At 66.8% G+C, this 23,252-nt stretch carries 10 protein-coding genes; 1 reads left to right on the plus strand and 9 read right to left on the minus strand.

Going from position 1 to position 23,252, the window contains the following annotated elements; translation table 11 throughout:
* Positions 1-147 precede the first annotated feature (147 nt).
* From GQB03_RS10275 to GQB03_RS10300, 6 genes are read right to left on the minus strand one after another with little or no spacing between them, the layout of a single operon-like run.
* Entirely contained in the window at positions 148-3,045 is a 2,898-nt protein-coding gene (locus GQB03_RS10275; protein ID WP_159688409.1) for a hybrid sensor histidine kinase/response regulator, read from the minus strand.
* Entirely contained in the window at positions 3,045-10,031 is a 6,987-nt protein-coding gene (locus GQB03_RS10280; RefSeq protein WP_159688412.1) for a tandem-95 repeat protein, read from the minus strand. The genes GQB03_RS10275 and GQB03_RS10280 overlap by 1 nt, the downstream gene beginning before the upstream one ends.
* Before the next feature lie 12 nt (positions 10,032-10,043).
* Entirely contained in the window at positions 10,044-10,994 is a 951-nt protein-coding gene (locus GQB03_RS10285) for an efflux RND transporter periplasmic adaptor subunit (RefSeq protein WP_159688415.1), read from the minus strand.
* A 3-nt stretch (positions 10,995-10,997) separates the two neighbouring features.
* Entirely contained in the window at positions 10,998-12,959 is a 1,962-nt protein-coding gene (locus GQB03_RS10290; protein WP_159688418.1) for a preprotein translocase subunit SecA, read from the minus strand.
* A 1-nt stretch (position 12,960) separates the two neighbouring features.
* Positions 12,961-15,096: a biotin/lipoyl-binding protein gene (locus tag GQB03_RS10295; protein ID WP_159688420.1), complete on the minus strand. Its 2,136-nt coding sequence runs from the start codon at positions 15,094-15,096 to the stop codon at positions 12,961-12,963.
* The gene (locus tag GQB03_RS10300) at positions 15,093-16,475 is read right to left on the minus strand and encodes an HlyD family efflux transporter periplasmic adaptor subunit (RefSeq protein WP_159688423.1); all 1,383 of its coding nucleotides are present in this window, start codon (positions 16,473-16,475) and stop codon (positions 15,093-15,095) included. The genes GQB03_RS10295 and GQB03_RS10300 overlap by 4 nt, the downstream gene beginning before the upstream one ends.
* A 181-nt stretch (positions 16,476-16,656) precedes the next feature.
* Between GQB03_RS10300 and tssA the strand changes: the two genes are divergently transcribed.
* Positions 16,657-17,706, plus strand: a complete 1,050-nt coding sequence (gene tssA, locus GQB03_RS10305) for a type VI secretion system protein TssA (RefSeq protein WP_159688425.1) — start codon at positions 16,657-16,659, stop codon at positions 17,704-17,706.
* A 16-nt stretch (positions 17,707-17,722) separates the two neighbouring features.
* Here tssA and GQB03_RS10310 read toward each other — a convergent pair whose 3' ends face one another.
* The 3 genes from GQB03_RS10310 to tssM are packed head-to-tail and all read right to left on the minus strand — an operon-like array spanning position 17,723 to position 23,246.
* Positions 17,723-18,511 carry an OmpA family protein gene (locus tag GQB03_RS10310; protein WP_159688428.1) on the minus strand — a complete coding sequence of 263 codons (789 nt, stop codon included), beginning with the start codon at positions 18,509-18,511 and terminating at the stop codon, positions 17,723-17,725.
* A 2-nt stretch (positions 18,512-18,513) separates the two neighbouring features.
* A complete protein-coding gene (gene tagF / locus GQB03_RS10315) occupies positions 18,514-19,497 on the minus strand; it encodes a type VI secretion system-associated protein TagF (protein ID WP_159688430.1) in 984 nt (327 codons plus the stop codon).
* Complete coding sequence (gene tssM / locus GQB03_RS10320) at positions 19,494-23,246, minus strand: type VI secretion system membrane subunit TssM (protein ID WP_159688433.1); 3,753 nt, start codon at positions 23,244-23,246, stop codon at positions 19,494-19,496. The genes tagF and tssM overlap by 4 nt, the downstream gene beginning before the upstream one ends.
* Positions 23,247-23,252: the final 6 nt, after the last annotated feature.

The following is a 23,252-nucleotide window of genomic DNA, read 5'->3' on the forward strand; positions in this document are numbered from 1 at the left end:
AAGGTCGTGTTACCACGGGGACGCCCGGATGAGTCTCTCGTGCCCGATATCTCATTGTTCGACGATTGAGTCATCTGTGCCCGTTGTCGGCGCGTCCGAAAATATCCATCTCTCGTAATAGCGGCTTCACCGCGTGAAACTTGAGTGTCATGGTGCCAAAGGCCGACTAGCGGCTGACTCGGTATCGGTCGCGGGGGACGGCGCTTCCTGTGGCACGGCCATGCGCCGAGTCAGTTCCGCGATCTCCGCAACGCGTGATGCGCAGCGTCCGGCGTCGTTTGCGCCGGCCGCGTTTTCGAGATCGGCAGCAGGCTCCGTGAATGCATCGAATCCGACCGTTCCGGCGGCGCCCTTGAGCCAATGGGCGAGATTCGACAGCGCGGCAAGATCCCGTTCCATCAGTGCCGCCTCGATGAGCGGCATCTGCGTTCGCATGCGGTGCACAAAATTGGTGATTACCCGGTGCAGCCGCGGGTTGTCCTCGAGTCGTGAGCGCAGCGGCCCGGTCGTCGGCACGGGCAGGGCTTCTGCCGGCGGGATCCTTGGTTGCGGGCCGGGCGGCGGCGATGCCGAGGGGTGCGAGGGCGCGGTAATCCGTCGTGCGAGACGTTCGATGGTGCGGACGTGTCGGGCGCAGGCGTCGCTGTCGGCGCCGCGTGCCGCTTCTTCAAGCTCGGCGGCCGGTTCGGTGAAGTCATCGAATCCGACCGTACCGCCGGCACCCTTGAGCCAGTGGGCGAGCGCGGCAAGATCTTCGTGCCGGCCTTCCGCCTGCGCTGCCTGGAGCAATGGCAGTTGCGTGCCCATGCGTTCGACGAAGCGCCCGATCACGCCGTGCATGCGTTCCTTGCCCGCGAGTCGCGAATGGATCGGAGCGAGGCTGTCGGTCGCTTGCGGTGCGTGGCCGGATCGGGCGCGCGGTGCGGTTCCGCTTTCCTGGTGGCCACCGACGATGTGCGCAATGGTCGCCAGCAGGGCATCGATGTCTACCGGTTTGGTGAGGTACGCGGTACAGCCGGCGGCGATCACTTCCTGTTCGAAACCGCGCATCGCGTTGGCAGTGAGTGCCACGATCGGCGTGCTGAGGCCTGCCTGCCGGAGGGCGCGGGTAGCGGTGAAACCGTCCATCACCGGCATCTGCATGTCCATCAGAATCAGGTCATAGGCGTTTTCGCGTGCCATGTCGATCGCAACCTGGCCATTCTCCGCCTCGTGTGGCGAGAGCCCGAATTCACCGAGCACGGTGGCCACCAGTTCGCGGTTTTCCGGGCCGTCGTCGACTACCAGGATTCGGGCGGCGGTCGGCAGAACCCAGCGTGGTGCTTCGATCGCGCTCTCCTGTGCGATCGAAGCGGCCAGCGCGGCTTCGTCGAGCATGCGGACGCCTTCGAGTGCGCCGGTCGCGATCGTGGCGTGAAATGTGCTCCCCTGTCCCGGTGTGCTGGTTGCAACGATGTCGCCGCCAAGTGCGCGAGCGAATCTGCGGCTGATCGCGAGCCCCAGACCGGTGCCGCCGAAGCGCCGGTTGACGCTGCTGTCGGCCTGCACGAAAGGTTCGAAAACACTCGCGACCTTGTCAGCCGGAATACCGATTCCGCTGTCCCGCACATCGAGGCAAAGCAATGCGGAATCGCCCTCGGGGCGGAGCGAAAGTCTCACCGATACACCACCGCGTTCGGTGAATTTGATTGCGTTACCGATCAGGTTGGTCAGGATCTGGCGAACCCGCGGCGCATCGGTGATCACGCTTTCGGGGAGCAAGCCGTCGACCGCGAGCGTCAGTTCGAGACCCTTTTCTTCGGCCTTCACGCTCATCGTGCGGACCACCTGGTGCGCCAGTTCAAACGGCGACATGGGCAGCAACTCGACTTCGAGCTGCCCCGATTCGACCTTGGAGAGATCGAGGATGTCATTGATCAGTGCGAGCAGGTGGGTGCCGCTGGCGTGGATGGTGTCGAGGTGGTGTCCGGCGTTGCGATCTCCGCGGGTATAGCCCCTGCGCAGCAATTCGGTGAAACCGAGAATGGCGTTCATCGGGGTGCGGATTTCGTGGCTCATGTTGGCGAGGAAGTCGCTCTTCGCACGGTTCGCGGCATCGGCGGCATTTTTCGCCTTCTCCAGTTCGATGCTGTTTTCCTCGATTTCGGTGATGTCGTCCACGCTCACCAGCACACCGCCGGGCTTGCCGTCGCCGCCGAGTACCGGCGCACAGTTGATCTGGAAGGTGCGAAGGTTCCTGCCGGTATCAAGCATGTGCAGTGTGTGATTCACCTGCGCTTCACCGTCGCGCAGCGCGCGCGTCCACGGCAGCTGATCCACTCCGAGCGCGGTGCCTTCGGGCGAGGCCCATGGAAGGGCGGTGGCGCGCATGCCTACCAGAGAGGCAGAACTTTCACCGACGAATTCGGCAAATGCCCGGTTGGCAAGAACCACGGTCTGCCTGCGGTCGAGCACGAGCAGGCCCTCGGTGAGGGTGTCGAGGGCGTTGCGGACCCGGCTGGGTACCGCCCCGGACGGATCGAGATGACGCAGGACCTTGCGCAGGTAGAAATAGAACGCCGCCAGCGAACTGACGAAGACGAACAGCACAAGCTTGACCAGCGGGTTGTCGCCGATCGCAACCAGCCCGGTTTCGTTGATCGGGCGAAAGCGCAGTTCGAGTTGGCCCCAGGTCTTCTCGCCGGCAAGAATGGGAACCTGTATCTGTTCATCGGTCGAGATATCCCTGCCGGTCAGGGTCCAGTTGCGCGCGTGCGGGCCGACCTCCACGGCGATCTCGCCATTGCTCGCGCGCAAGGCCGCCGAGAGAATGTCGTCGTTCCGTTTGACCAGCAGCCGCAATGCCGGCGCCAGCCATTGCAACTCTCCGCGCGAGGCGATTTCGGCCGAACTGGCTGCGATCGATTCGGCCAGCATCACCCGGCCGTTACGTACTGCGGAGGTCTTGTCGGGGATCAGCCCTAGGAAGGCTGCAACGAGCAGTATGCTGACCACCAGGAAAGCCAGGCCGAGGGAGATGTGCGCCTTGGCGCTGAGTTTGCCCATCAGCGCCCGCCCTCCGGTGAAGCGTTGTCCGTTGCGTCCGGAGATGTCGGGGACGTGGTCGCGGGTGCCGGCGTTTGTGAGCCGGCCGAGTCGACCATCGATTCGAGCGAATCGTCGTCGTCCGAGTCATCCGCCCGAATGTTGCCGAGAATGGGCAGGGGATCGAGCAGGCGCCAGGCCGGCATGCTGGTGAGCAGACTGCTGACCAGTACTCCGCCGCGGATCAGCCAGGCGACGTAGCCGATCGTCAGCCCGGTGCCGGTTGCGATCGCCACCGCCACTTCCTGCCGTTCTCCCCGGGCCTCGCCCTCAGCGGAGTTTCTCAGCTCGGAAAAGGCTTGCTCGAGGCGTGTTTCCCGCTGTTCCCGACTTCCCGGGCCGTCGGTGATCGCCGGTTCCGCGGCTTCTGCAGGTGCATAAAGCAAGCCGAGGATTTCCGGGGTGCCGAGTCGGATCGGTGCCACCACGACCCGATCGATGGCGATCACTGCGACGTCGTCGCCGGTGCGCTCGGGCAGCGACTGGATCGGGGCGGTCGGCTCGCCGATCAGCAGCGCTTCGGCCAGGGTGTCTCCGTTGCCGGAAGCGTGGTCGGGTGCGCTCGGCGTGGCGGTGACCGCAATCTCTGCCTCGGGCTCGGCGGGAGGCGGCGAAGAGACCTCCTCCTGTGGGGGTTCGGCGGTCGATGCGTTTACCGGTGTCGGAACGGCAGAGACACTGCTCGCGTATACATCGAGACTCGCAGTGGTGGTCTTGTCGCCATCGCTGACCTCGATGACGATCCGGGCGACGCCGGGCATGCCGCCGTAGCCACCGGTCACGCTGAGGCTGCGGATCGCGCCGCTTCCGGAGAGTCTTATGGCGCTGTCGGGGAGCACGGCCTGGTTGGTCGAGTACGCGCGTACCACAAGGTCCGCGGGGGCGCTTTCCTCGTCGCCGAGGTGCAGATCGAGCGGCCCGAAACCGCTTCCCGCGGGGATTACCTGGGTGCCAGGGGCATCGATGCTCGGCGCGTCGTTGACCGGCGTGAATGCAAGCACCGCGGCCGAGGGGGCGCTGTCGAGTTCGCCATCGGAGAGTGTCAGTGTGAAGCTAGGCGCCATCTCGCTTGCATCGTGCACGAATCGCACCGTACCTGCGGCAAGCGCCGTCTGGCTGAAGCGGACGATCGGCGTTCCGGGTGCGTCGGCCAGGGCGAAGTAGCCGCCGGTGACGCTGATCACCGAGTAGTCGAGCGAAGCGTCGGCGTTGTCGATGTCCCGACCATCGAGACCGGTCGTGTCAAGGGTGACTGTTTGACCCTCGATGACGGTCAGGCGGTTGCTCAGGATGAACGGCGCATCGTTGACCGGTTCTACGTTCAGTAAAGCGGCGCCGTCGATCATCGCCGTGCCGTCACTGACCGAGAAGCCGAAGCGCACGCTGCCGTTCCAGTTGGCGGCCGGTGTGAAGGTCCAGGTGCCGTCGCCATTGTCGATCAGGCTACCGGTGCCGCCGAGCAGGGTCAGGTTGCGCGCGACGAGGGTGTCGGCGTCAGCATCGGTCGCGCCGGCCAAGAGGTCGGTCTGGGTGATGTGCCGGCTGCCGTCCTCGAGGATGCTGCCGAGATCGATGCCGCTCACCTCGGGTGGGTCGTTGAGCGGCGTGACGATCAGGCTTGCGGTGTTGGCCACGGCAAGGCTGCCGTCGCTGACCGTGAAACCGAAGTGCGCGTTGCCGTTCCAGTTTGCGGACGGTGCGAAGGTCCAGGTGGTGTCGCCATTGTCGATCAGGCTGCCGGTGCCGCCGAGGAGGGTCAGGTCGCGCGCGACGAGGGCGTCGGCGTCGGCGTCGGTCGCGCCGGCCAAGAGGTCGGCCTGGGTGATGCGCCGGCTGCCGTCTTCGAGGATGCTGCCGAGATCGATGGGGCCAACGGAAGGGGGGTCGTTCGTGTTGGTGAAGGCGATAGTGGCGGTGGAGGCGGGCGAGGCCGCACCGGTGCCATCGCTGACGGTCAGGGTGTAGGTCGGCGCGGCTTCGCTACCGTCATGAGTGAACACGACGCTGCCGCTGTCGATCTGCGCCTGGGTAAATGTGGAGATCGGGACCGTCGGCGCATCGGCCAGGGCGAAGCTGCCGCCACCGAGACCGGAGACGCTGTAGGTGAGGGCGGTCGCGGTGCTCTCCGCATCGCTGGCAGAGATCATCGAGCGGTCGAGGACCACGCGCTGCCCTTCGCTGATCACGAGCGTGTTCGTGGTAATGGATGGTGGGTCGTTGACCGCGGCGACGATCAGCATGGCGTTATTCGTGATCGTGGCGGTGCCGTCGTCGAGTTCGTAGGCGAATCCCGCGCTGCCGTTCCAGTTTGCGGCGGGCGTGAAGGTCCATGAGCCGTCGGCATTGTCGACGAGCGTTCCGTCGCCGCTTGTGAGCAACAGATTGATCGCTGCAAGAGCGTCACCGTCGATGTCGCCGCTGCCTGCGGTGAGCATGCTTTGGGTAATCGTCAGTGGTGTGTCCTCCGCTATGCTGCCGAGCGTGACCGGTGTAGCGAACGGGGGGTCGTTTACCGGTCGGACGGTGAGCGTGAGCGCATGGCTGTCCACGCTGAAGGCGCTGCCGACAGTCGTGTTTGCGGTACCGCCGCTGCTGCCGACGGTCCGGTCCCAGGCGACGAAGCTCAGGGCGCCGGGGGTGGTGCCGTTGTAGTCGGCGCCGGGCCGAAAGGCCAGCCGGACGCCGTTCGAGGCCGCCAGCAGGGTGGCGTTGGTCGGCGATGCGGCGGCAAGCGGGGTCCAGCTCAGGCCGAAGTCGAGTGTGTAGTACCAGCGGCCGTTGCTTGTGTCGGCGTCGACGATGGCGATGCCGGACAGGCCTGCGGCGTCGGGGTCGCTCACGTTCTGCGGGCCGCTCCCCGAACCGACCAGGCTGACCATCTCCTGCACCGGGATGCCGGTCGCGCCGAACGGTGTGCCGGCGTCTTCGTCGAGCGAATAGATCGGGCTGTCCGTGGCGACGAACGCCGGCGCGTCATTGACCCGGGTAAAGCTCAGCGAGCCGGTAAACGGGCCGGTCGTTGCGGTGCCGTCGGACAGCGAGAAGATATATGCTGGAATCGTTTCGCTGCCGTCGTGCTCGAAACGTACGATCCCCGCGTCGATATCCGCCTGCGTGAAGCCGGCAATCGCCGTTCCCGGGGCGCTGGCGAGCGCGAAAATTCCGCCGCTGACCGTCCGGATCGAATAGATCAGTCCCGAGGCCGGGGTTTCGACATCGGAGGCCGAAAGGTTTGCTGCCGATACGACGCTGATCTGCCCCTCGGTGACCGCCAGGGGCGTGCCTTGCACCACCACCGGAAGGTCATTGACCGGGACGATGCTCAAGGAAGCTGTTTCGACGCCGGTACTGAAGGCTGTGTTCGCGCCGTTTGCCGTGACGTCTGCAATACCGCCGTTGACGCCGGTGCTGCCGTCCCAGGCGCGAAAGCCCAGGGTGTCGAGATCGCTGCTCGCGGTGTCGGCAGCGGTCGGCTGATAGTAGAGGCGGGTCAGACCGTCATTGGCGAGCAACAGGGCGCCGGTCGGCCCCAGGGCGCCGATGGTGGTCCAGCTGTTGCCGCCGTTGATGCTGTACCACCAGGTACCGTTGGTTCGGGTGGCGTCGTACAGCGCAATGCCGACGAGGTCGCCGTTCGCATCGCTCACGTTCCGGGGGCCATTGCCCGAGCCGATCGGGCTGACCAGCGACGAAATCGGGAGGCCGTCGGCGCTGCCATTCACCGGGGCCGGTGCACCTTCCAGCACGGAGATGGCGATCGGCCCGACCGGTACGAGTACCGGCGCCAGGTTTACATCGATCACATTGAGTTGCAGGTAACCGCTGTTGCTGCTGAACGCGCTGCTGCCGCCACCGCCCGAGGGATCGGCAAGGCTGCCGTTGGCACCGCTGCTGCGATCCCAGGCCCGGAATTCCAGGGCATTTCCGAACGAGCCGGTGGTTGCCGAGGTGTGCTCGAAGTAGAGCCGGGTATTACCGTCGGCGGCGAGCAGCCGCGCACTGGCGCTGCTCACGGCGCCGAGTGGGGACCAGGTGACGCCGCCGTCGGTGCTGTAGTGCCAGATCCCGTTCGTGGTGTCGGCCATCACGACGGCCATGCCTGCGAGTGCGCCGGTATCGGGATCGCTGATGTTTTGCGCCCCGCTGCCCGATCCGCTCAGGCTGACGAGGCTCGCGACGTTGGCGCCGACTGCGCCGACAGGGGGGCCGTTGCCGCGTAACACGTTGATGTCCGCGCCGGGACCATCGACCGACGGTGCATCGTTTACCGGGGTGTAGATGATCAGCGCGTCCGGCGGCGGTGAGGTGCCGTCGTCCGAGTCGGTCACGGTGAGCCTGTAGGCCGGTGCCGCTTCGCTACCGTCGTGGGTGAAGATGATGCGCCCCGCATTGACGTCGGCTTGGGTGAAACTGCCGATCGGCGTCGTGGGCGACGTGCTTGTGGCGAAGAAACCGTCGCTGCTCGTCGCCACCGAGTAGAGCAGGTTCGCCGCAGGTGTCTCGACATCGCTGGCACTGAGCATCGAACTGTCGAGCGTTACGGTGCCGCCTTCCTGGATGACGAGTCGGTTGGTGGTGATGGTGGGCAGGTCGTTGATCGACCGGACGGTGAGCGAGGCAGTGCCGATCGCCGTGCTGAAGGCCGTGACACCTCCGTTGACGGTGGTGTCGGCGAAGCTGCCGTTGCTCCCGCTGAAGTGCTCCCAGGCACGAAAACGCAGGGCTGGGGTGAGGGTGCCGTTGGTGTTGGCGTCGGGTGTGTAATGCAGGCGGGTCTGACCATTTGCAGCCAGCAACAGCGCGTTGCCGGATGACAGCATCGATGCGTCGAGCAGCGTCCAGCTTGTTCCGCCATCGACGCTGAAATGCCACCGCCCACTGTCCGCGTTTGCCGCGACGAGGGCGATTCCGGTGAGCGCGCCGGCGTCGGCGTCCTTGACGTTCTGCGGGCCGCTACCCGAGCCGGCGAAGCTCACGATCTCTGAGATCAGCCAGCCCGTCGCGCCGACGGGCGCGGGGGCGTCCTCGTCGATTGTGCCAAGCACTACCGCCGAGCTGTTATCGAGCACCGGGGCGGTGTTGGCGACCGGCACGATGGCCTCCGGCCAGCTGAAGGTCTTTCCGCCGAGATCCGAGCCTGATCCGCTCGCCCGTTCGCCACTCCACACCACGACCAGTTGTCCCGCATCATTGAGCGCGATGTCGGGTGTCTCCTGGGCGCCGACGGTATAGGTATTGGCAATGATCTCGTCGCCCGCAACCGCGGCCCCGGCGGTGAAGGTCCGCAGAACGGTCGTTACGTCGTCTCCGTCCTGTTTGTTGGACTCCCAGGTGATCACCATGTCGCCCTGTGATGTCATCGCGATGGCCGGGCGTTCCTGCTGGTCCGCCTCGGTGGTATTGACCTGAATGCGGGCGCCCACGGGGGTGCCGTCGGCATCGAAGCTCTGCAGGACGATTGCGTGTTTGTCGGAATCGACACCGTTCTCGGCCCAGACCAAGGAAAACGCGCCGCTTGAATCCATCGCGACCGCGGGATCCGCGACGTCGGGCTCGACCGTAATGACACCGCCGGCCGCGCCTGACGCGTCGAACGTGCGCACCAGAACGGCCTTGCCCTGGCCTTCGTCCACCCAGGTGATGACGAACCTGCCCTCATCATTGATCGCGACGTCCGGGCTCACCTGTTTTCCGGTGGTATCGGCGTTGACCGTGAAGACGCTGCCCAGCGCCGTGCCGCTGCCGTCGAAGCGGCGCGCGTAGATACCGTCGCTGTCGTCGCTGCCTTTGCCGCTCCAGGTGACGACGAAATCTCCCGAAGCGTTCATCGCGACGTTGGGATCCTGCTGGTCACCGGCGCTTGCCGCCGCATCCCCGTTGGTGACCATGAATGCCGCGCCGAGCGGACTGCCCGAGGCATTGAAGAGGCGGGCGTAGATGTCCTGATTGCCGTTCTGCGAGCTGACCCAGGTGACGACGAAGCGGCTTGTGCCGTCGGTTGAAATATCCGGCGTGATCGAGGTGCCCGACATGTCGACCGCCAGATCCGGGCTGAGTCCGGTGCCGGCGGCATTGAAGGTTCTCGCGCCAATCATCTGGCCGACGAGGATGACGTTGTCCGCGGCCCAGACGCTCATCCAGTTGCCGTTGTCGAGCATGGCGACCTTGGGCGCGGCTTGCTCGAAAGACGAGACCGAGTTGACCTTGATGTCGCCGCTCACGGCGGTAAGTGCCAGACTGCCCTGCCAGTTGCGGCTGGACAGCGTACTCGTCTCGATCTCGCCGCTGTGCGCTTCAAGCACCCAGTTGGCACCGGACAGCGAGCCGGTGCGATCGCTGCTTGCGGCCACGTCTGCACCGGTGAGCCGTGCCAGCGTGGCGATGAAGGCGAGGCCGTCGGTGTCGCTGGCAAGGTCGCAGCCGTAAAGCAGGATGTCCGCATCCGCGGCGAGCGCCTGGCGCCAGCCGGTCAGGTTTTCTTCGCGGGCTTCGAGTCCCGCTTGGTTCAGGGTGTCGCTTCCCAACTGCAACACCCCAGCCGCGCCGTGCGAGATGAGGTGGACCGCGGCAACGTCCGAGCGGCCGGCAAGCGCCTCGCCGATCTGTTCGATGCCGTCCTTGTTGTCATCGAGGCGTATCACTTCCAGGCCCGGCCGCTCTGCGCTCAGTTCCGCGGTCAGGGCGTCGGCGTTTGCCACGCCGGCGTCGACGAACAGGAGTTCGGCCCCGCCCCGCTGCGTCGCCGAGGGACCGAGCCAGGCGCCGGTATCGATGTTGAGGCTGCGGATCTCGGCGGCCGGCATCCCCGCAGCGGCGTCGCTGTCGACCGGCATCAGGTCGGCCGAATAGAGCAGGCGCGGTTCCATCTGCTCGGCCAGCGGGCGCGGCGGCAGCGTCGGTGTGGGCCGGGACGTTGGCCCGAGCAGGCGGGAGAGAAGTCTCAGCATCGGATGACGGGCCTACATCTCCTTGCGCGCGGAGGCGGGCCGCATGTCGCGCGGCTTCAAGGGCGACAGGCTGGTATCGAGAATGAGGGCCGGTAGCCGTTCGGTGGCCTTCGCGCGGGGCGCCGCCTTGGCGGGTTCCGCGGTCGCCTGGCCAGGCTGCTCGAACTGCGCCTTGCAGCGCAGGCCGGCGGGAATGGCATAGTCGGGGTTCGGCAGTTCGAGACGCGCGCGGAAGGTATTGCTCGCCGCATCGAGGACCCGGTCGACGCGGGTGACCCGCGCGTCGAGGCGCGAGAGGCCGGGCAGATCCGGAACAATCTCGGCGTTCATGCCGCTGGTGACGCTGCCGTACAGGGTGTTCGGCAGCACGACCTCGACGCGCAGCGGGTTCAGCTTGGCGATGCGCAGCAGCGGTCGTTCCTCGATGCGTTCGCCGACCGACAGGTAGCGGTCGGTCACCACACCGTCGAAGGGGCTGCGCAGCACGCGATCACCCAGGCGGGCCTCGGCAAGTTCCAGCTCGCGTTGCGAGACCTTCTGCAGATCGCGCGCCTGCTGCAGCTTCTGTCTGGCGATGCGAAGTTCCGCACTGGCCTGCTCGACCGCCTGGACCGACACGAAGTTGCGTGCGTGGAGGTCGCTGGCGCGACGGTAGCGATCCTGGGCGAGATCGAGACTGGCGACGGCGCTCTGGATCTCGGCCTCGATTTCCATGCGGCTGCGCGCCACGCCGATCTGCGCGCGCTCTACCAGGTCGCGCAGCGTCGCGACTACCTGGCCGCGGCGCACCGTATCGCCGCGCTCGACGTTGATCGAGGCAATGATGCCGGTCACCGGGCTGCCGACGTCGGCGACCTGGTCGGCTTCGATCAGGCAGCCCAGGGGCTCGCCAGGAGGGGCGGCACCCAGTGCGAGGCTGCAACCGGCAAGAAGGGCGAAGGTGACGATGTCGATGGTTTTCATGGTCTAGAGTCCGGGGCCCCGGAAGGCACTGCGACGGTGCTGGTCCTGTTCGGTACGCAGCATCGTGGCGCGGAGCCGGCGGTCGTGGATCGAGTGTCGGGTTTGGGCGAGCCGCAACAGGGCGGCTGGCAGCCAGTCCGGAAGGCGTCTGAGCGCGACGCGGAGCAGGCGAATCAGCTTCGGCGGCAGCCAGGCATCGATTCCGTCCGCGTCGAGCGCGCGGAAATCTTCAGCGCTGCCGGGATCACCCTGGCGGGCGCAGCGGCCAAGGAGTTGCCGGTCGGTGCGGGCGGTGCTGTTGTGCTGGCAGTTGATGACGTGCAGGCCACCCGCTTCGCGCACCGCTCCGCCGAGCCGGATGTCGGTGCCGCGTCCGGCCATGCGGGTGGAGATCGTGATGCGGGCGGATTGCCCCGCGGCGGCGACGACCGCGGCTTCGTCGGCGTCCTGCAGCGCGTCGAGGACCTGATGTGCGGCCCCCTGCGCAGCGAAGTGCGCCGACAGCGCCCGCGAATCCCGGATCGAGTCGGTACCGATCAGCACCGCGCGGCCGGTGTCGGCGAGCGTCGTCGCGCGCGCGACGCAGGCGTCCCACATTTCGTCGCGGCTGACGAACACGCGCGCGCCTGAATGAATGCGGCACAGTGGCTGGTGGGTCGGCAGCGTGACCGTGCTGCGGCCATACACCGCGGCGAGTTCGGCGGCACATTCGCGCAGAGTGCCGCTCACGCCGCACAGATGCAGATAGCGCGGGAAGAAACGCTGGTAGGTGATCTGTGCCGCGGTACGGTTCTCGGTGCCGAGCGGACAGCCTTCCTTGAGTTCGATGAAGCGGTGCAGTTCGCGCGACCATGCGCGCTTGTCGGCAATGCGTCCGCTGTGGATATCGACTATCCGGACCTGCTTGTCCTTGACCACGTAGTCACGGTCGCGCCGGTAAAGGTGCAGCGCGGTCAGTGCCTGGCGCAGGCGCGCCGCGGCCAGGCGGGGGTCGCCGTCGAGCGCTGCCGCAGCCGCTTGTCCGGCTTCGGTGAGGTCGATTCGCTCATCGCCGTCCTGCCGCCTGAAATGCAGCCCGTGCTGCAGCCGGCGGGCGCAGGCGAGGGCTGCCGTCAGTGCGCGCGTGTCGACGCTTGCGGTATCCGGACGGGCAAGGATCAGGGGCAGGCGTGCCTCGTCGATGAGCACGCTGTCAGCCTCGTCGACGATCGCCATGCACAGGCCTTGCAGCGCCCGCCGAGCGGCGCGCGAGGGGTCGGTGAATCCACGCACCGCATCGGTCAGCGGGTCCGGCTCGAAGGGCATCAACACGCTGTCGCGCAGGTAATCGAATGTCAGCTCGCGGGATGTGACGTAGGTGATGTCGGCCCGGTACGCATCGTGCCGCCGGCCCAGGCCATCGGCCTCGCACACGCTGTCGGTGCGAAGGCCGAGAGCCTTGTATAGCGGCGACATGTCGGCCGCGTCGCGCCGTACAAGGTAGTCGTTTGCGGTCACCACGTGAACCGGTGTGCCGGCGAGCGCTGCGCTGCCGGCGGCGAGGGCGATCGCCAGCGTCTTGCCTTCGCCGGTCGCCAGCTCGACAAACGCGCCGCAGAGCAAGGCATGGGCGGCAGCGAGTTGCACCGGGTGGGCGGTCAGGCCGAGGGTGTGGCTGGCTGCACGGGCTGCCAGCGCCAGCGCCTGCTCGCGTCGGTCGGCATCGAGTCCGTGGCGCCGCAGTGCCCGGCCCATGGCCGCGGGCTCAGCGTCCTGGCCGATGTCGCGTATGCGCGCCCGTATCCGTTCGGCCGCCGCGAGGTGAGCGGATGCGCCCGGGGCGAGCAGCCGCTGAAGCTGGCGGCGGGAGGCTTCGATGAGATCGGGCAGGGCATCGTGGCCGCGCAACTGGGGATAGCGCCCGTAGCGGATGCCGGGCGCCAGTGCCCGGGTGCGATTCGGCAGCGGCAGTTGCAGCAGCGTCATCTCATGCGCTCCCGTCGAATCGCAGGAAGAGTTGCCGGAGTTCGCGCAGCCACTGCAACGCGAGCGGTTCGGCCGGATGGGCGAAGCGCACCTGTGCACGTTCGCCGATCCATGCCCGTACCGGGTCGTCGAGCCCTACCTCGACTTCGAAGAACGCCTTTTCGGTACGGATTGCGTCCGGATCCCGGGGCAGGGTCTCGAGCGGGCCGCCGAAGCGTTCCGCCAGTGCGGGACTGGGCAGCACATGGCTGGCGCCCGCGGCGGCGCGCAGTACGTGCGCAGGCAGGCTCCGATCCGCCGCGCTGGAGAGACGCACGCTGACGCTGGTGCTGTCGAGGCGTACCCGGGCGGCGGCGTCGTGCGGGACAATCGCATGTACCGTCAGTGCATCGGTGCGCAGTACATGGCCGAGCGTCCCGCCGCGCGGCAGATAGCTGCCCGGCAGATCGTCCTGATGAGCGATGGCAAGTTCGCCGTCGGTTTGCGCCCGCAATTCGAGCGCGGCAACACGTTGTTCGAGTTCGGCGAGTTCCGAACCGGTACTGGCGATCTGCTGGGCGAGATCGCCCAGCGCGCGGGGGTCGTTCAGCAAGGCATCGAAACGCCGTGTTTCGAGTGCGGCGAGGCGGCTTCTGGTTTCCCGCACCTGGGTAATGAGCGCGGGATCGTCGAGTTCGGCGATGAGCTGCCCGCTGGTGACCCGGTCGCCGTCACGGGCCCTGAGTGTCCGTACGAAGCCGCCGTTCTGCGCCGTCAGTCGCGATTGCTCGGGCAGCGCCGTGACGGCCGGTACCGTTGTCGCCGACGGAACCGGTATCGCGACCAACGCGAGCGCCATGATTGCGATGCCGGTGAACAGCCTGCGCCTCGCGGGCGAACGGATGCGCCCCGCATCGGGCGCAAGCCATGCGTGGACCGCGTTCCTGAGTGGCAGGGCAATCACCGCGACGAGCATGAACAGGCCGGCGATCAGTCCGAGGATCGGGGAAAAGCCCGCGATCCAGCCGACCACCCGGTAGGCGACCAGGATCTGGAAAAGCCATGAGGCGGGCGCATAGAGCACCAGCCATTTCGTTTCCCCCGGCGAGGCCTCGAGCAGCGGCATCGACGTGCGCAGCAGATGGCGGCCGACGCGTGCATGCCACCAGCGCTGGCTGCGCGAGGCGAGGTTGGGCAGGTCGAGCAGATCGGCAAGCACGTAGTAGCCGTCGAAGCGCAGCAGCGGATTGCCGTTGAACAGCAGGGACGAAACCGCGCCGATGAAGAAGGTCGTCAGCGCGACGTCGCTCAGCATGCCGGGCGAGACGGCCAGCCAGATCCACAGCGCCGCCGCGGCGATCGCCAGCTCGGTCATCACGCCCGCGGCACTCACCAGGGCACGGTGACGGCGATCGAAGGTGTTCGCCGCGCTTGCGTCGACGAAGGGTACGGGCATCAGCACCAGCAAGGTGAAACCTGCGCTGCCCACCGTGCCGCCCCATTTGCGGATGCAGAGTCCGTGTGCGAGTTCGTGAAGGCCCTTCATGACGGGATAGACCGCCCACGCGATGATGACGAAGCGGGGCGAGCCTGCCGCTGCGCCGATCGCATTGGCCAGCGCTTCCCACTCGCTAGCCGCGACGAGTGCGCTGGCGATGATCGCGCAAAGCCAGAGCACGAGCGCCGCGCGCGTGAACAGCGGGGCGGCCCATGGCATCACGCGGTTCAACAGTTGCTGGGGGTTGAAGAGCTTGATGCGCATCGCCAGCGGGCTGAGTGCGGCGATCTTGCGCCGGCGTTCGATCCTGCGGGTTTCCTCGATCCGCGTCGGCAGATCGGGAAGGACGTTGGCACGCAGGAATCCGGCCGCGCTGAGCCTGGCGAGCAACTCCAGTGTTTCCGGCTGGCTCGGCGTGGTGTTGCCGTGTCCCTCCAGCAGGCGGTGCCACAGCCGGTCGAGTTCCTGCGAGCCGTCGAGCATGCCGACCAGTCGCCATGCGCCATCGTTGAGACGCAGTTGCTGCCGTGACCCCGGACCCGAAAGGATGTGCCAGACCACACCGCGCGAACGTTGGCGGCGATGGACCACGCTGCCGAGAAGCGCCGGGCGAAGGTGCGCGAATTCATGCCAGCGGTCGCTGTACAGTTCGCCGTTCAAAATCCGGTCCTCGTCCATAGCTCGAGGCCGATCCACGCGCGCACGCGACGGGTGAGCTGACCGAGGAGCGAACCACTGCCGGCGTCCATGCGGGCGTAACCACGCATGCCGGGCTGCGCTGCCGCAGGGGCATCGTGCAGCTCGGCTTCCACCGCCACGAAATGCCGTCCGTCGCGCTCGGTGGTGACCGGCATGATTCGCCTCAGTTCGAAGTCGATGCGTTGTTCCGGCAGCGCGGCGAGCGCGAGCCTGCCATGAGCGCCGACGGCGAGGAGACCGACATCGCGTTCGTCGACTTCGATCATCAGTCTGTAGCGCGCCCGGGGGGCGACGACCAGCAGGACCTCGCCGCGTTCGACCGGGTTGCCCTGTGCCTGGTCGAGGTCGCCGGTGAGCACGACGCTGTCCATCGGCGCGCGCAACAGGCTGCGTTCGAGTTGATGGTCGATCAGCGCGATGCGGGCACTTGCTTCGTCCGCGCGGGCGTCGGACACCACCATCTGGCTGCGGTCGGCCTGGCTCTGCGCGGCCGCGAATGCGTTGCGGTACTGGGCCAGCTCGCTTTCCAGGCGGCGACGTTCGAGCTTGAGATCGCGATCCGCCAGTTGGAGCAGGACCTCGCCCTCGCGTACCGTGTCGCCCGGTCGCACGAAGGCTTTCTCGATGTAGCCATCGGCCGGAGCGACCAGGGCGCGCTGCATTTCGCCCTCGATACGTGCCTCGGCGCTCACCGTGCGATCGACCGGAAGCAGCAGCCCGGCGAGGACCGCGCAGCTCGCGGCGATCGCAACTGCACGGCGGAAACCGCTGCCCTGTTCCGGCGCCGTGACGAACCGGGCGTGAAGGCGCTTCAGCAAGGGCATCCCCGCCCGTTCATGCAGTGCGAGGGCCGGCCCAGCCAGCACGGCGACGTGTTCCAGCAGTTCGCGAGTGGGTGTCGGAAAACCCTGTTCGGCATCGGTTTCGAGCAGCAGCGCACCGACGATGCGTTCGTCGGCAGGCATGGGTACGGTGCACACCCGCGTACCGGTCGAGCGGGCCAGGGCGAGATGGGCATGGCTCACATGCAGCGTCTCTTCGGCTGCGGGTAGCGGGGCCACGATGGTCGTTGCCTGGTCGATCGCTTCGTCCATTGCGGCAGCGACGGCGGGGTCGTCGAGTTCGTCATGGCGGGTGCTGGCGCTGTGGGCCTGTGCGATCAGGCGCGCTGCGCCGTCGCGGACCACGCCGACATAGGCGTTGTGCAGTCCGAGCGATGCGCACAGCTCGCTGGCCATCGCCGCCGCGGCCTCGTCAAGGCTCCTGGCCGAGAGAATCCTGGCCTGCACGCGAAGCGAGAGGGCGAGCGGGTCGGGAGGCGAGGCGTCGATTGCATTCATCCGGGCTGGGCGATCGAAATGATGTCCGGGGGTCGATGTGTGTAACGGCACCGCGCCCCTCCGACTTGAGGCCGCGGGGGCGTGGTTTGTGACTTTGCGTGACGGCACCGAGGGCGACTCCCGTCGCCCACTTGCCGGCGTTTGCTAGAATTCGCATTTGTCATTTTCTGGGGGTGGCGGAATGCAACTGGCAAGCCTGCTGGCGCCCGTTCCTGGCGGAACCGGTTGCGGCGAAGATCTCAGCTTTTCGGACGAATTTGACGAGATTGCCGAAGCGCGGCGTGAAGACGATCCTTCGTTGGCGCAGGGCGAGTGGATCAGCGTCCTGAAGGAAGCGGACTGGTCGCGGGTCGCACGGATCTGCGAAACCCTGCTGGTCGAACGCAGCAAGGATCTGCGCATTGCCGGCTGGCTTGCCGAAGCATGGGCCCGTCAGCACGGTCTTGCCGGCGTGGCCGCCGGTTTCCGCTTGGTCGAAGGCCTTTGCGCCAGTTACTGGGATGCGCTTCATCCGCTACCAGAGGACGGCGATCAGGAACTGCGGGCCGGGGCGCTGGCCTGGTTTGCCGGCCACGCGACCGAGTGGCTTAGGCGCTCGCCGCTGACCGATTCGCCGCAGGGCCGCTATGGTCTTGCCGATCTCGAGGCGGCGCGCGCGCATGCCCGCAATCCCGAAACGACTCAAGGCGATGGCCATGCCGCGGCAAGCGACCGGGTGAGCATCGATCGGATCGAGGCGGCGCGCCGTACCACACCCGTGGAGCGCTTGCGGGCCTTCGCAGCCGCCGCACATGACTGCGGGGCGGCGCTCGATGCGCTCGAGAGTTTGCTGGCGGGCTATCTCGGCGAGGAGGCGCCGGGATGGGCGCCCGCGCGCGAGGTGCTGGAAACCTTGCAGACTGCGCTCGGGGGTTTCCCCGGTGAGGCCTGCGCTGCGCTGCCAGCCGAGGAACAGGATGCCGCTGTCGCACAGGTGCCCGCCCTGCCACTTCGGCAGGAAGATCTGGGCGCGGGCATGACGCGGGAAAGGGCGATTCGCCAATTGCGAGAGGTGGCGGCGTTCTTCCGCGCCACCGAACCGCACAGTCCGGTGGCCTATCTGGCCGACAAGGCCGCGCGCTGGGGTGAAATGCCCCTGCACGACTGGTTGCGAAGCGTGGTGCGGGACGACGGGGAATTGGCGAGGATCGAGGAGCTGCTGGGACTTGAGGCGCGCGACGGCGGCGGCTGACCGTCCCGGCTGTTCTCTAGCGCACGATCCGGAACTCTATGCGGCGGTTCCGGGCGCGGCCATCTTCGCTGGCATTGTCCGCGATCGGGCGGTCGGGGCCGGCGCCCAGTGCGCTGAGCCGTTCGGCTGCGATGCCCTTGTTGACCAGATAATCCCTTACCGTACCGGCGCGGGCGAGGCTGAGGGCGACATTGGCGAGACGCTCGCCACTGCTGTCGGTATGGCCGATGATCTGGATCCGCTCGGATCCGAGGTCGCGGACGACCCGTGCCAGCTGGTCCACGAGCGCGATGCCCTGGGGTGTCAGCGTGGCGCTGCCGCTGCGGAATTCGATGATCCGGTTGGCGAGTGCATCGTCGAGGGTGGATTGGGCACTCTTGCCGATGCGCAGGCTGCTGTTGACCGTGTAGGCCGGACTGAGCGCCCTGGCGATTTCGCTTACCAGCCCCTGGCGCTGCACCTCGTTGGCAACCGTGCCGCTCAGGGCGACGCGGGTACCGTCGATCTCGAGGCGACCATCGCGAATCTGTCTCAGATTGTCTCCCAGTGCGGCGGTGACCCGTCCGGTCCATCCTGGCGGCGGCAGGACGCCGCCCACCTCCAGCTGGTCCACGATCCGATCATTTCCGTAGATGGCACGCAGTCTGCCGAGGATGGCGGCGCGTGCGGCCTCGTCGGGAACGGTACCGCTGGCGATGACCGGGCCCGGTGCAGGCGTCGCCGTTTCGGCCGCCGTAGTGGCGGGGGCGAGCGAGGTGAGAACGATGGCCGCGAGCGGCATGAGCAAGCGAAGGGCGAAATTCATGTTCATTCCCCCAGGAATACTTCGCGGAAGCTGCTTACCGCGCGGTCGAGCGACAGCGCCGGCTGCGATAGATAGCTCGAAAGTTTGGTGAGTCCGTAATCGGCGCCGAGCTGCTCGTCGACCCATTCGGGATAATCGATCCGGATGTTGTGCGGCTCCGCTCCACCGGGCGCAAGTGCATCCACGAGATTCAGCGCGGATGCGCCCTGGAAGCCCACGATCAGCCGCATCTGGCCGTTGATCGATGTCAGCAGAATCTGCAGTTCGGCGCTGGTGCGACGCAAGAATCCGCCGATCAGGTGCAGCCACAGCGTGGCCACGGTGTCGCGCAGTGCCGCGCTCTCGGGCAGCGGCAGATCGAGGCCCCGGGCAATTGCGGCGCCCGGCGTGGTGGATAGGGGCCGCAGCAGCAGGCCGAGAGCGATGATCAGGCGACGCAGATCGATCTTCCGGCCGGTCCGTGACAGCTGCGCCTCGAGCTCGCCGCAGCGGTGACTGGTGAGAAATTCGTGAATCGTGCTGAGGCCCTGCTCATGGGGTGTGAGCGCGATTGGGTCGCCGGCGAATGCCTGCAATGCTGGCGCCGCATCGTCCGCGCGGCAGGCCGCACTCGCTACGCTGCCCAGTCGCGCCCAGGTCGTGGACAGGCGCGCCGGTGCGTTCGAGAGAAAACCGAGTGGATCGTCGGACTCGACCTCGATCACGGAAATGAACGGAAAGCGTCGTGCCGAAGTGTCGCGGCTTGGTGCGAGGTGACCCGCGATCGAGAGGCGGGAGCGCGCCCCGAGGAAGGCGAAATCGATTGGCGGACAGGCGTCGTAGAGCGGCTTCCAGCGCGGGTTCTCGGCGAGCAGTTCCATTACCTGCGAAAGCCAGCGGTCGAGGGGGGTGAGCAGTCTGGAATCTCCGCTGCTGCGCACGAAATCGTCCCGCGAGGGCAGTTTGCCGAAGTAGGCGGGATGGCGGCCAATCACCGGTGTGCTCATTTCGCCGCTCCGCTTGGGGTGATCCCGGTCGCAGCCGGCATGGGGCCGGCAATGCGTTCGGGCAGCGCGGCGGCGGCCAGCCCGGGACGGGTGGGTGCCGTGTTGTCGCTCGCCCGGGTTTCGGGGCTGCTGATGATGCGCAGTGCGAGGCTTACCGTGAGTGATTCCGCCGACCACGACATTTCGAAACTCCCGTCGCTGAGGCGCTTCCGCTGCGCGCTGCTGATCAGGCGTTCGAGACCGAAGCGACCCGGATGATTGACGATCTCGATAGTCTTTCCATCGAAGGTGGTGGCGGTGATGCGCGCGCCGGGAGTGCCGCCCTCGTTCGGCCACACGAAGTTGGCCCATTGCGGCGGCGTGTTGCGGTAGCGCAGCCGCTGGCCATCGATTTCGACGGTGTATTCGGCCGTTCCCGGGACCGGTCGGGGTTGCAGTTGAAACACGGTACGGCCGGACGCGGCACCGGTCTTGCCGCCTGCCGCATCCGAGCCGCCGGCCAGCGGCGCAACCCAGGTGCCCACGCCGGTGACGAATGCGGGATTGAGGCGCACGCCGAGATCGCCCCAGGTGCGCGGGGTGACGAGATCGCCACGGCGTACCACCAGCGGTCCGACCGCGGTATCGAGATAGCGGGTGATCGCGCCGTCAGGCCCGAAGATCTTGCCGATTTCGGCCGGCGTTGCCTCGATGCGTGCGCCTGTGTCGAAGGGGTACTTCGTCGCCAGTCCCTTGTTGAACGGATCGAGCACCTGGGCCTGCCAGACCTTGTTCAGCTCGGTCTCGGCGGGGGTGACCAGCGCGTTGAAGGTCTGCAGCAGCGGCCGTACCAGCAGCGGCCGGATCACCACCCGCTGTGCGTCGTTCATGCCCGAGAGCATCTGTTCGTCGACGAAGCGGAGGGTCTCGGCCAGTTCCGAACCACCGCCCTCGATGGTCTCCTGCATGAGCTTGCGCGCGCCGGGGCCGGGGTCGCCCTGGTTATGCAACTGGTTGAGGCGCCCGCGTACTGCCGCGAGCTGTTTCAGATAAGTGTCGAGCAGGGTGGGGGTGCTGTCGCGCGCCATGGTCAGCCGGGAAATGCCGGCGAAGGCCTCGCCGATCGGACCCATCTGCACGGCAGCGGCCGGCGCGGTGACGTTCACGTCGAGCGCGACGCGACTCGGCGCCATGCGCAGGATCGAGCGCTTGAACCACTCGACGAAACCCGTCCGGGCACGCTCGAGACCCACGTTGAGTTGGCCGGGATTGTCCCAGGCGGTTTCCTCGTCGATTTTCCGGAGCAGCGCACCGATCGGCGAGCGTTGCGGATCGCCGAGAACGTTCACCCGTTTGACGGCATCGTCGAAATCGTCGAAGGGATTCACCGCGATGCCTTGCGCGAAAGCCTTCCAGGCCTCGGCGTAATCGGCCTTGTAGGCCGCGACCAGTTGCTTCCTGATCTGCTCCGGGCTGCCCTCCAGGGTGAGATCGTCGCGGGTGGAGATGTTGAGGACCCAGTCCGCGCTTTGCAGCGATTCGTTGGCGGCCCGGCGTATTTCCGGCTCCACATAGTCGCGCCAGGCCTTCACGGTGAACGCGCCGGAGACCACCTGGCTGCCGGCGATCAGCCCGGCGTTGTCCTTGTCGACGATGCCGGCGACGGTGACTGGCGCAAAGCGGGTCGAGGCGCGCGCCTTTATTTCGGCATAGACCCGCTCCTGCGCGGGCATGCCGCGCACTACGCGGCGCAGGTTCTGTCGAGCCTGATCGACCACGCCGAGATCGGGTTGGATGCGCGGCCAGTCGGGGTCTGCGGCGTGGGCGAGATGGAATGAGAGGATGCGTTCGGCAAGGCGGATCATCTGCTCGCGCGGCATGTTGCCGCGGTTGTTGTCCAGCCAGCCGCGCCAGAAACGGGTGAGTTGATCGCTCAGATGGCCTACCTCGACGTGCTCGGGCGAGGCCAGCATGAGGTAGGCCTTGAGCGCGTTGTAGGCGTCTTCGACCTTGCGCGGCGATGCCTCGCGGTAGCGCGTGTCGGCGGGGCTGGAGGCGGCGCTTGCCGGTTCCGGGGGCGCTTCGAGCGTGTCGGCGTTGCGGTTCACCTCGTCGAGAAAGATCTCGAGGTTCTGGCTCACCGGCTTGAGCAGTACCACACGGATGCCCGCGTAGTACTCATCGCGCAGCCGTGCCTCGATACGCTCGCCCTGATAAAGGCCGAGGCTGATCGACAGCGGGCGCGTGTCGCGAAAATGCTGCAGCTGGTCGAGACGGTCCTGCAGGATCTCGAGCGCTTCGAGACGCGACTGCAGGTCGGTGCGCCCATCCTGCAGCTTGACCGCCTTGTCGAGATCGGCGGTGACATTGGCGAGCAGCTGACGGTTGCCGATGTAGGACCAGGTCCAGCCGGCCAGCGCGCCGCCGAGCAGCGCCATCGACAGCACGAAGGCGCCCTGGCGCAGGCGTTGCCTCGTGCGGCTGGTCTGGCGGCGCACCAGGTTGCGGTCGGCAAAGATGACGCGGGCGAAGAGATCCTTGAGGAAGAAGCCGTTGCGCGAGGCGATGCGGGTGCTCTGCACGGTATTGCCGGCAAGTCCGAAGCGTTGTTCGATACGGCTCTCTGCATTGCTGCGGGTCTCGCCTTCCTGCAACGCGCTGGTGAAGTAGAAGCCGCGGAAGATCGGCTTGAACTGGAAGGGGTTGTCTTCGAACAGGGTGGCGACGAAGGCTCTCAGCGCGGGCTTGAGCGCCGCGAATTCGAGCGGAAAGGCGAGCAGACCAGGTGGCATGCTGCCGCCCCGGGCGAGCGACATCTGTACCACGCTCATCTCGCGAAGGCCCTGGTAAAGCGTTTCGAAGTGGCTGTCGAAGCGGGCGATTGCGTCGTTGCCGCGATCGGGCTCGAAAGGCAGTGAGGCGCCCCAGACGCGATTGCGTTCGCCGCTGTCGGCGTCCTGGAAGAACTCGTTGAAGCCGGTGATGAGGTCGGCCTTGGTGAATATCAGATAGACCGGCGCGTGCACCTCGAGCCGCTCGGTGAGCTCCTGAACGCGCTGGCGCAGCTTCTTGGCGAGGTTGATCGCGAACTCGGGCGGATTGCCGGTAAGCTCGGCGATGCTTGCCGCGACGATGATGCCGTTGATCGGCGCGCGGGGCCTGTGACGGCGCAGCAGATCCAGGAAGCCCAGCCATTCGCTGCGGTCCTCTTCGTGGATGGCGTAGCGTCCAGCGGTGTCGAGGAGGATGCCTTCGGTGGTGAAGAACCAGTCGCAGTCACGGGTGCCGCCGACGCCCTGGATCACCGAGCCTTCCTGGTCGGCGAAAGGAAAGGTCAGGCCGGAACTCAGCACGGCGGAGCTCTTGCCCGCCGCGGGGTTGCCGATCAGCATGTACCAGGGCAGCTCGTACAGTGCTGCGCGACCCGACTGCTGACCCAGACGCGAGCTGCGAATGGTCTTGATGGCAGCATTCAGGCGCTGGCGCAGCGCGGCCATCTCGGGCTGGCTGGCGGTGACCGAGCGGGCCTGGATTCTGGCGGCCTGCTCGTCGAGCACCGAGTCGAGCCGTTCGGCGGCAAGCCTGGCCTGCCTGCGGCGCCACAACCAGATGCCCAGCCACACCACCACGATGATGCCGCTGGCGAGCGCGGCCCAGTAGAGCGCGAGTTCGAGCGTGTCCGCACCGAGGAAGAAAAAGGCCACGAGCGCGGCGATGCCAATGAATGACAGGGTGCGTGAATCGACGAGCAGATTGCGAAGGCGGGACATGGTCGG

Source organism: Cognatazoarcus halotolerans, from assembly GCF_009800965.1.
Classification (GTDB): domain Bacteria; phylum Pseudomonadota; class Gammaproteobacteria; order Burkholderiales; family Rhodocyclaceae; genus Cognatazoarcus; species Cognatazoarcus halotolerans.

Bases quoted from the DNA above. Each gene is read 5' to 3' on its own strand.
- GQB03_RS10275 (WP_159688409.1), bottom strand. From the start codon at position 3,045: ATGGGCAAACTCAGCGCCAAGGCGCACATCTCCCTCGGCCTGGCTTTC.
- GQB03_RS10280 (WP_159688412.1), bottom strand. From the start codon at position 10,031: ATGCTGAGACTTCTCTCCCGCCTGCTCGGGCCAACGTCCCGGCCCACA.
- GQB03_RS10285 (WP_159688415.1), bottom strand. From the start codon at position 10,994: ATGAAAACCATCGACATCGTCACCTTCGCCCTTCTTGCCGGTTGCAGC.
- GQB03_RS10290 (WP_159688418.1), bottom strand. From the start codon at position 12,959: ATGACGCTGCTGCAACTGCCGCTGCCGAATCGCACCCGGGCACTGGCG.
- GQB03_RS10300 (WP_159688423.1), bottom strand. From the start codon at position 16,475: ATGAATGCAATCGACGCCTCGCCTCCCGACCCGCTCGCCCTCTCGCTT.
- tssA (WP_159688425.1), top strand. From the start codon at position 16,657: ATGCAACTGGCAAGCCTGCTGGCGCCCGTTCCTGGCGGAACCGGTTGC.
- GQB03_RS10310 (WP_159688428.1), bottom strand. From the start codon at position 18,511: ATGAATTTCGCCCTTCGCTTGCTCATGCCGCTCGCGGCCATCGTTCTC.
- tagF (WP_159688430.1), bottom strand. From the start codon at position 19,497: ATGAGCACACCGGTGATTGGCCGCCATCCCGCCTACTTCGGCAAACTG.
- tssM (WP_159688433.1), bottom strand. From the start codon at position 23,246: ATGTCCCGCCTTCGCAATCTGCTCGTCGATTCACGCACCCTGTCATTC.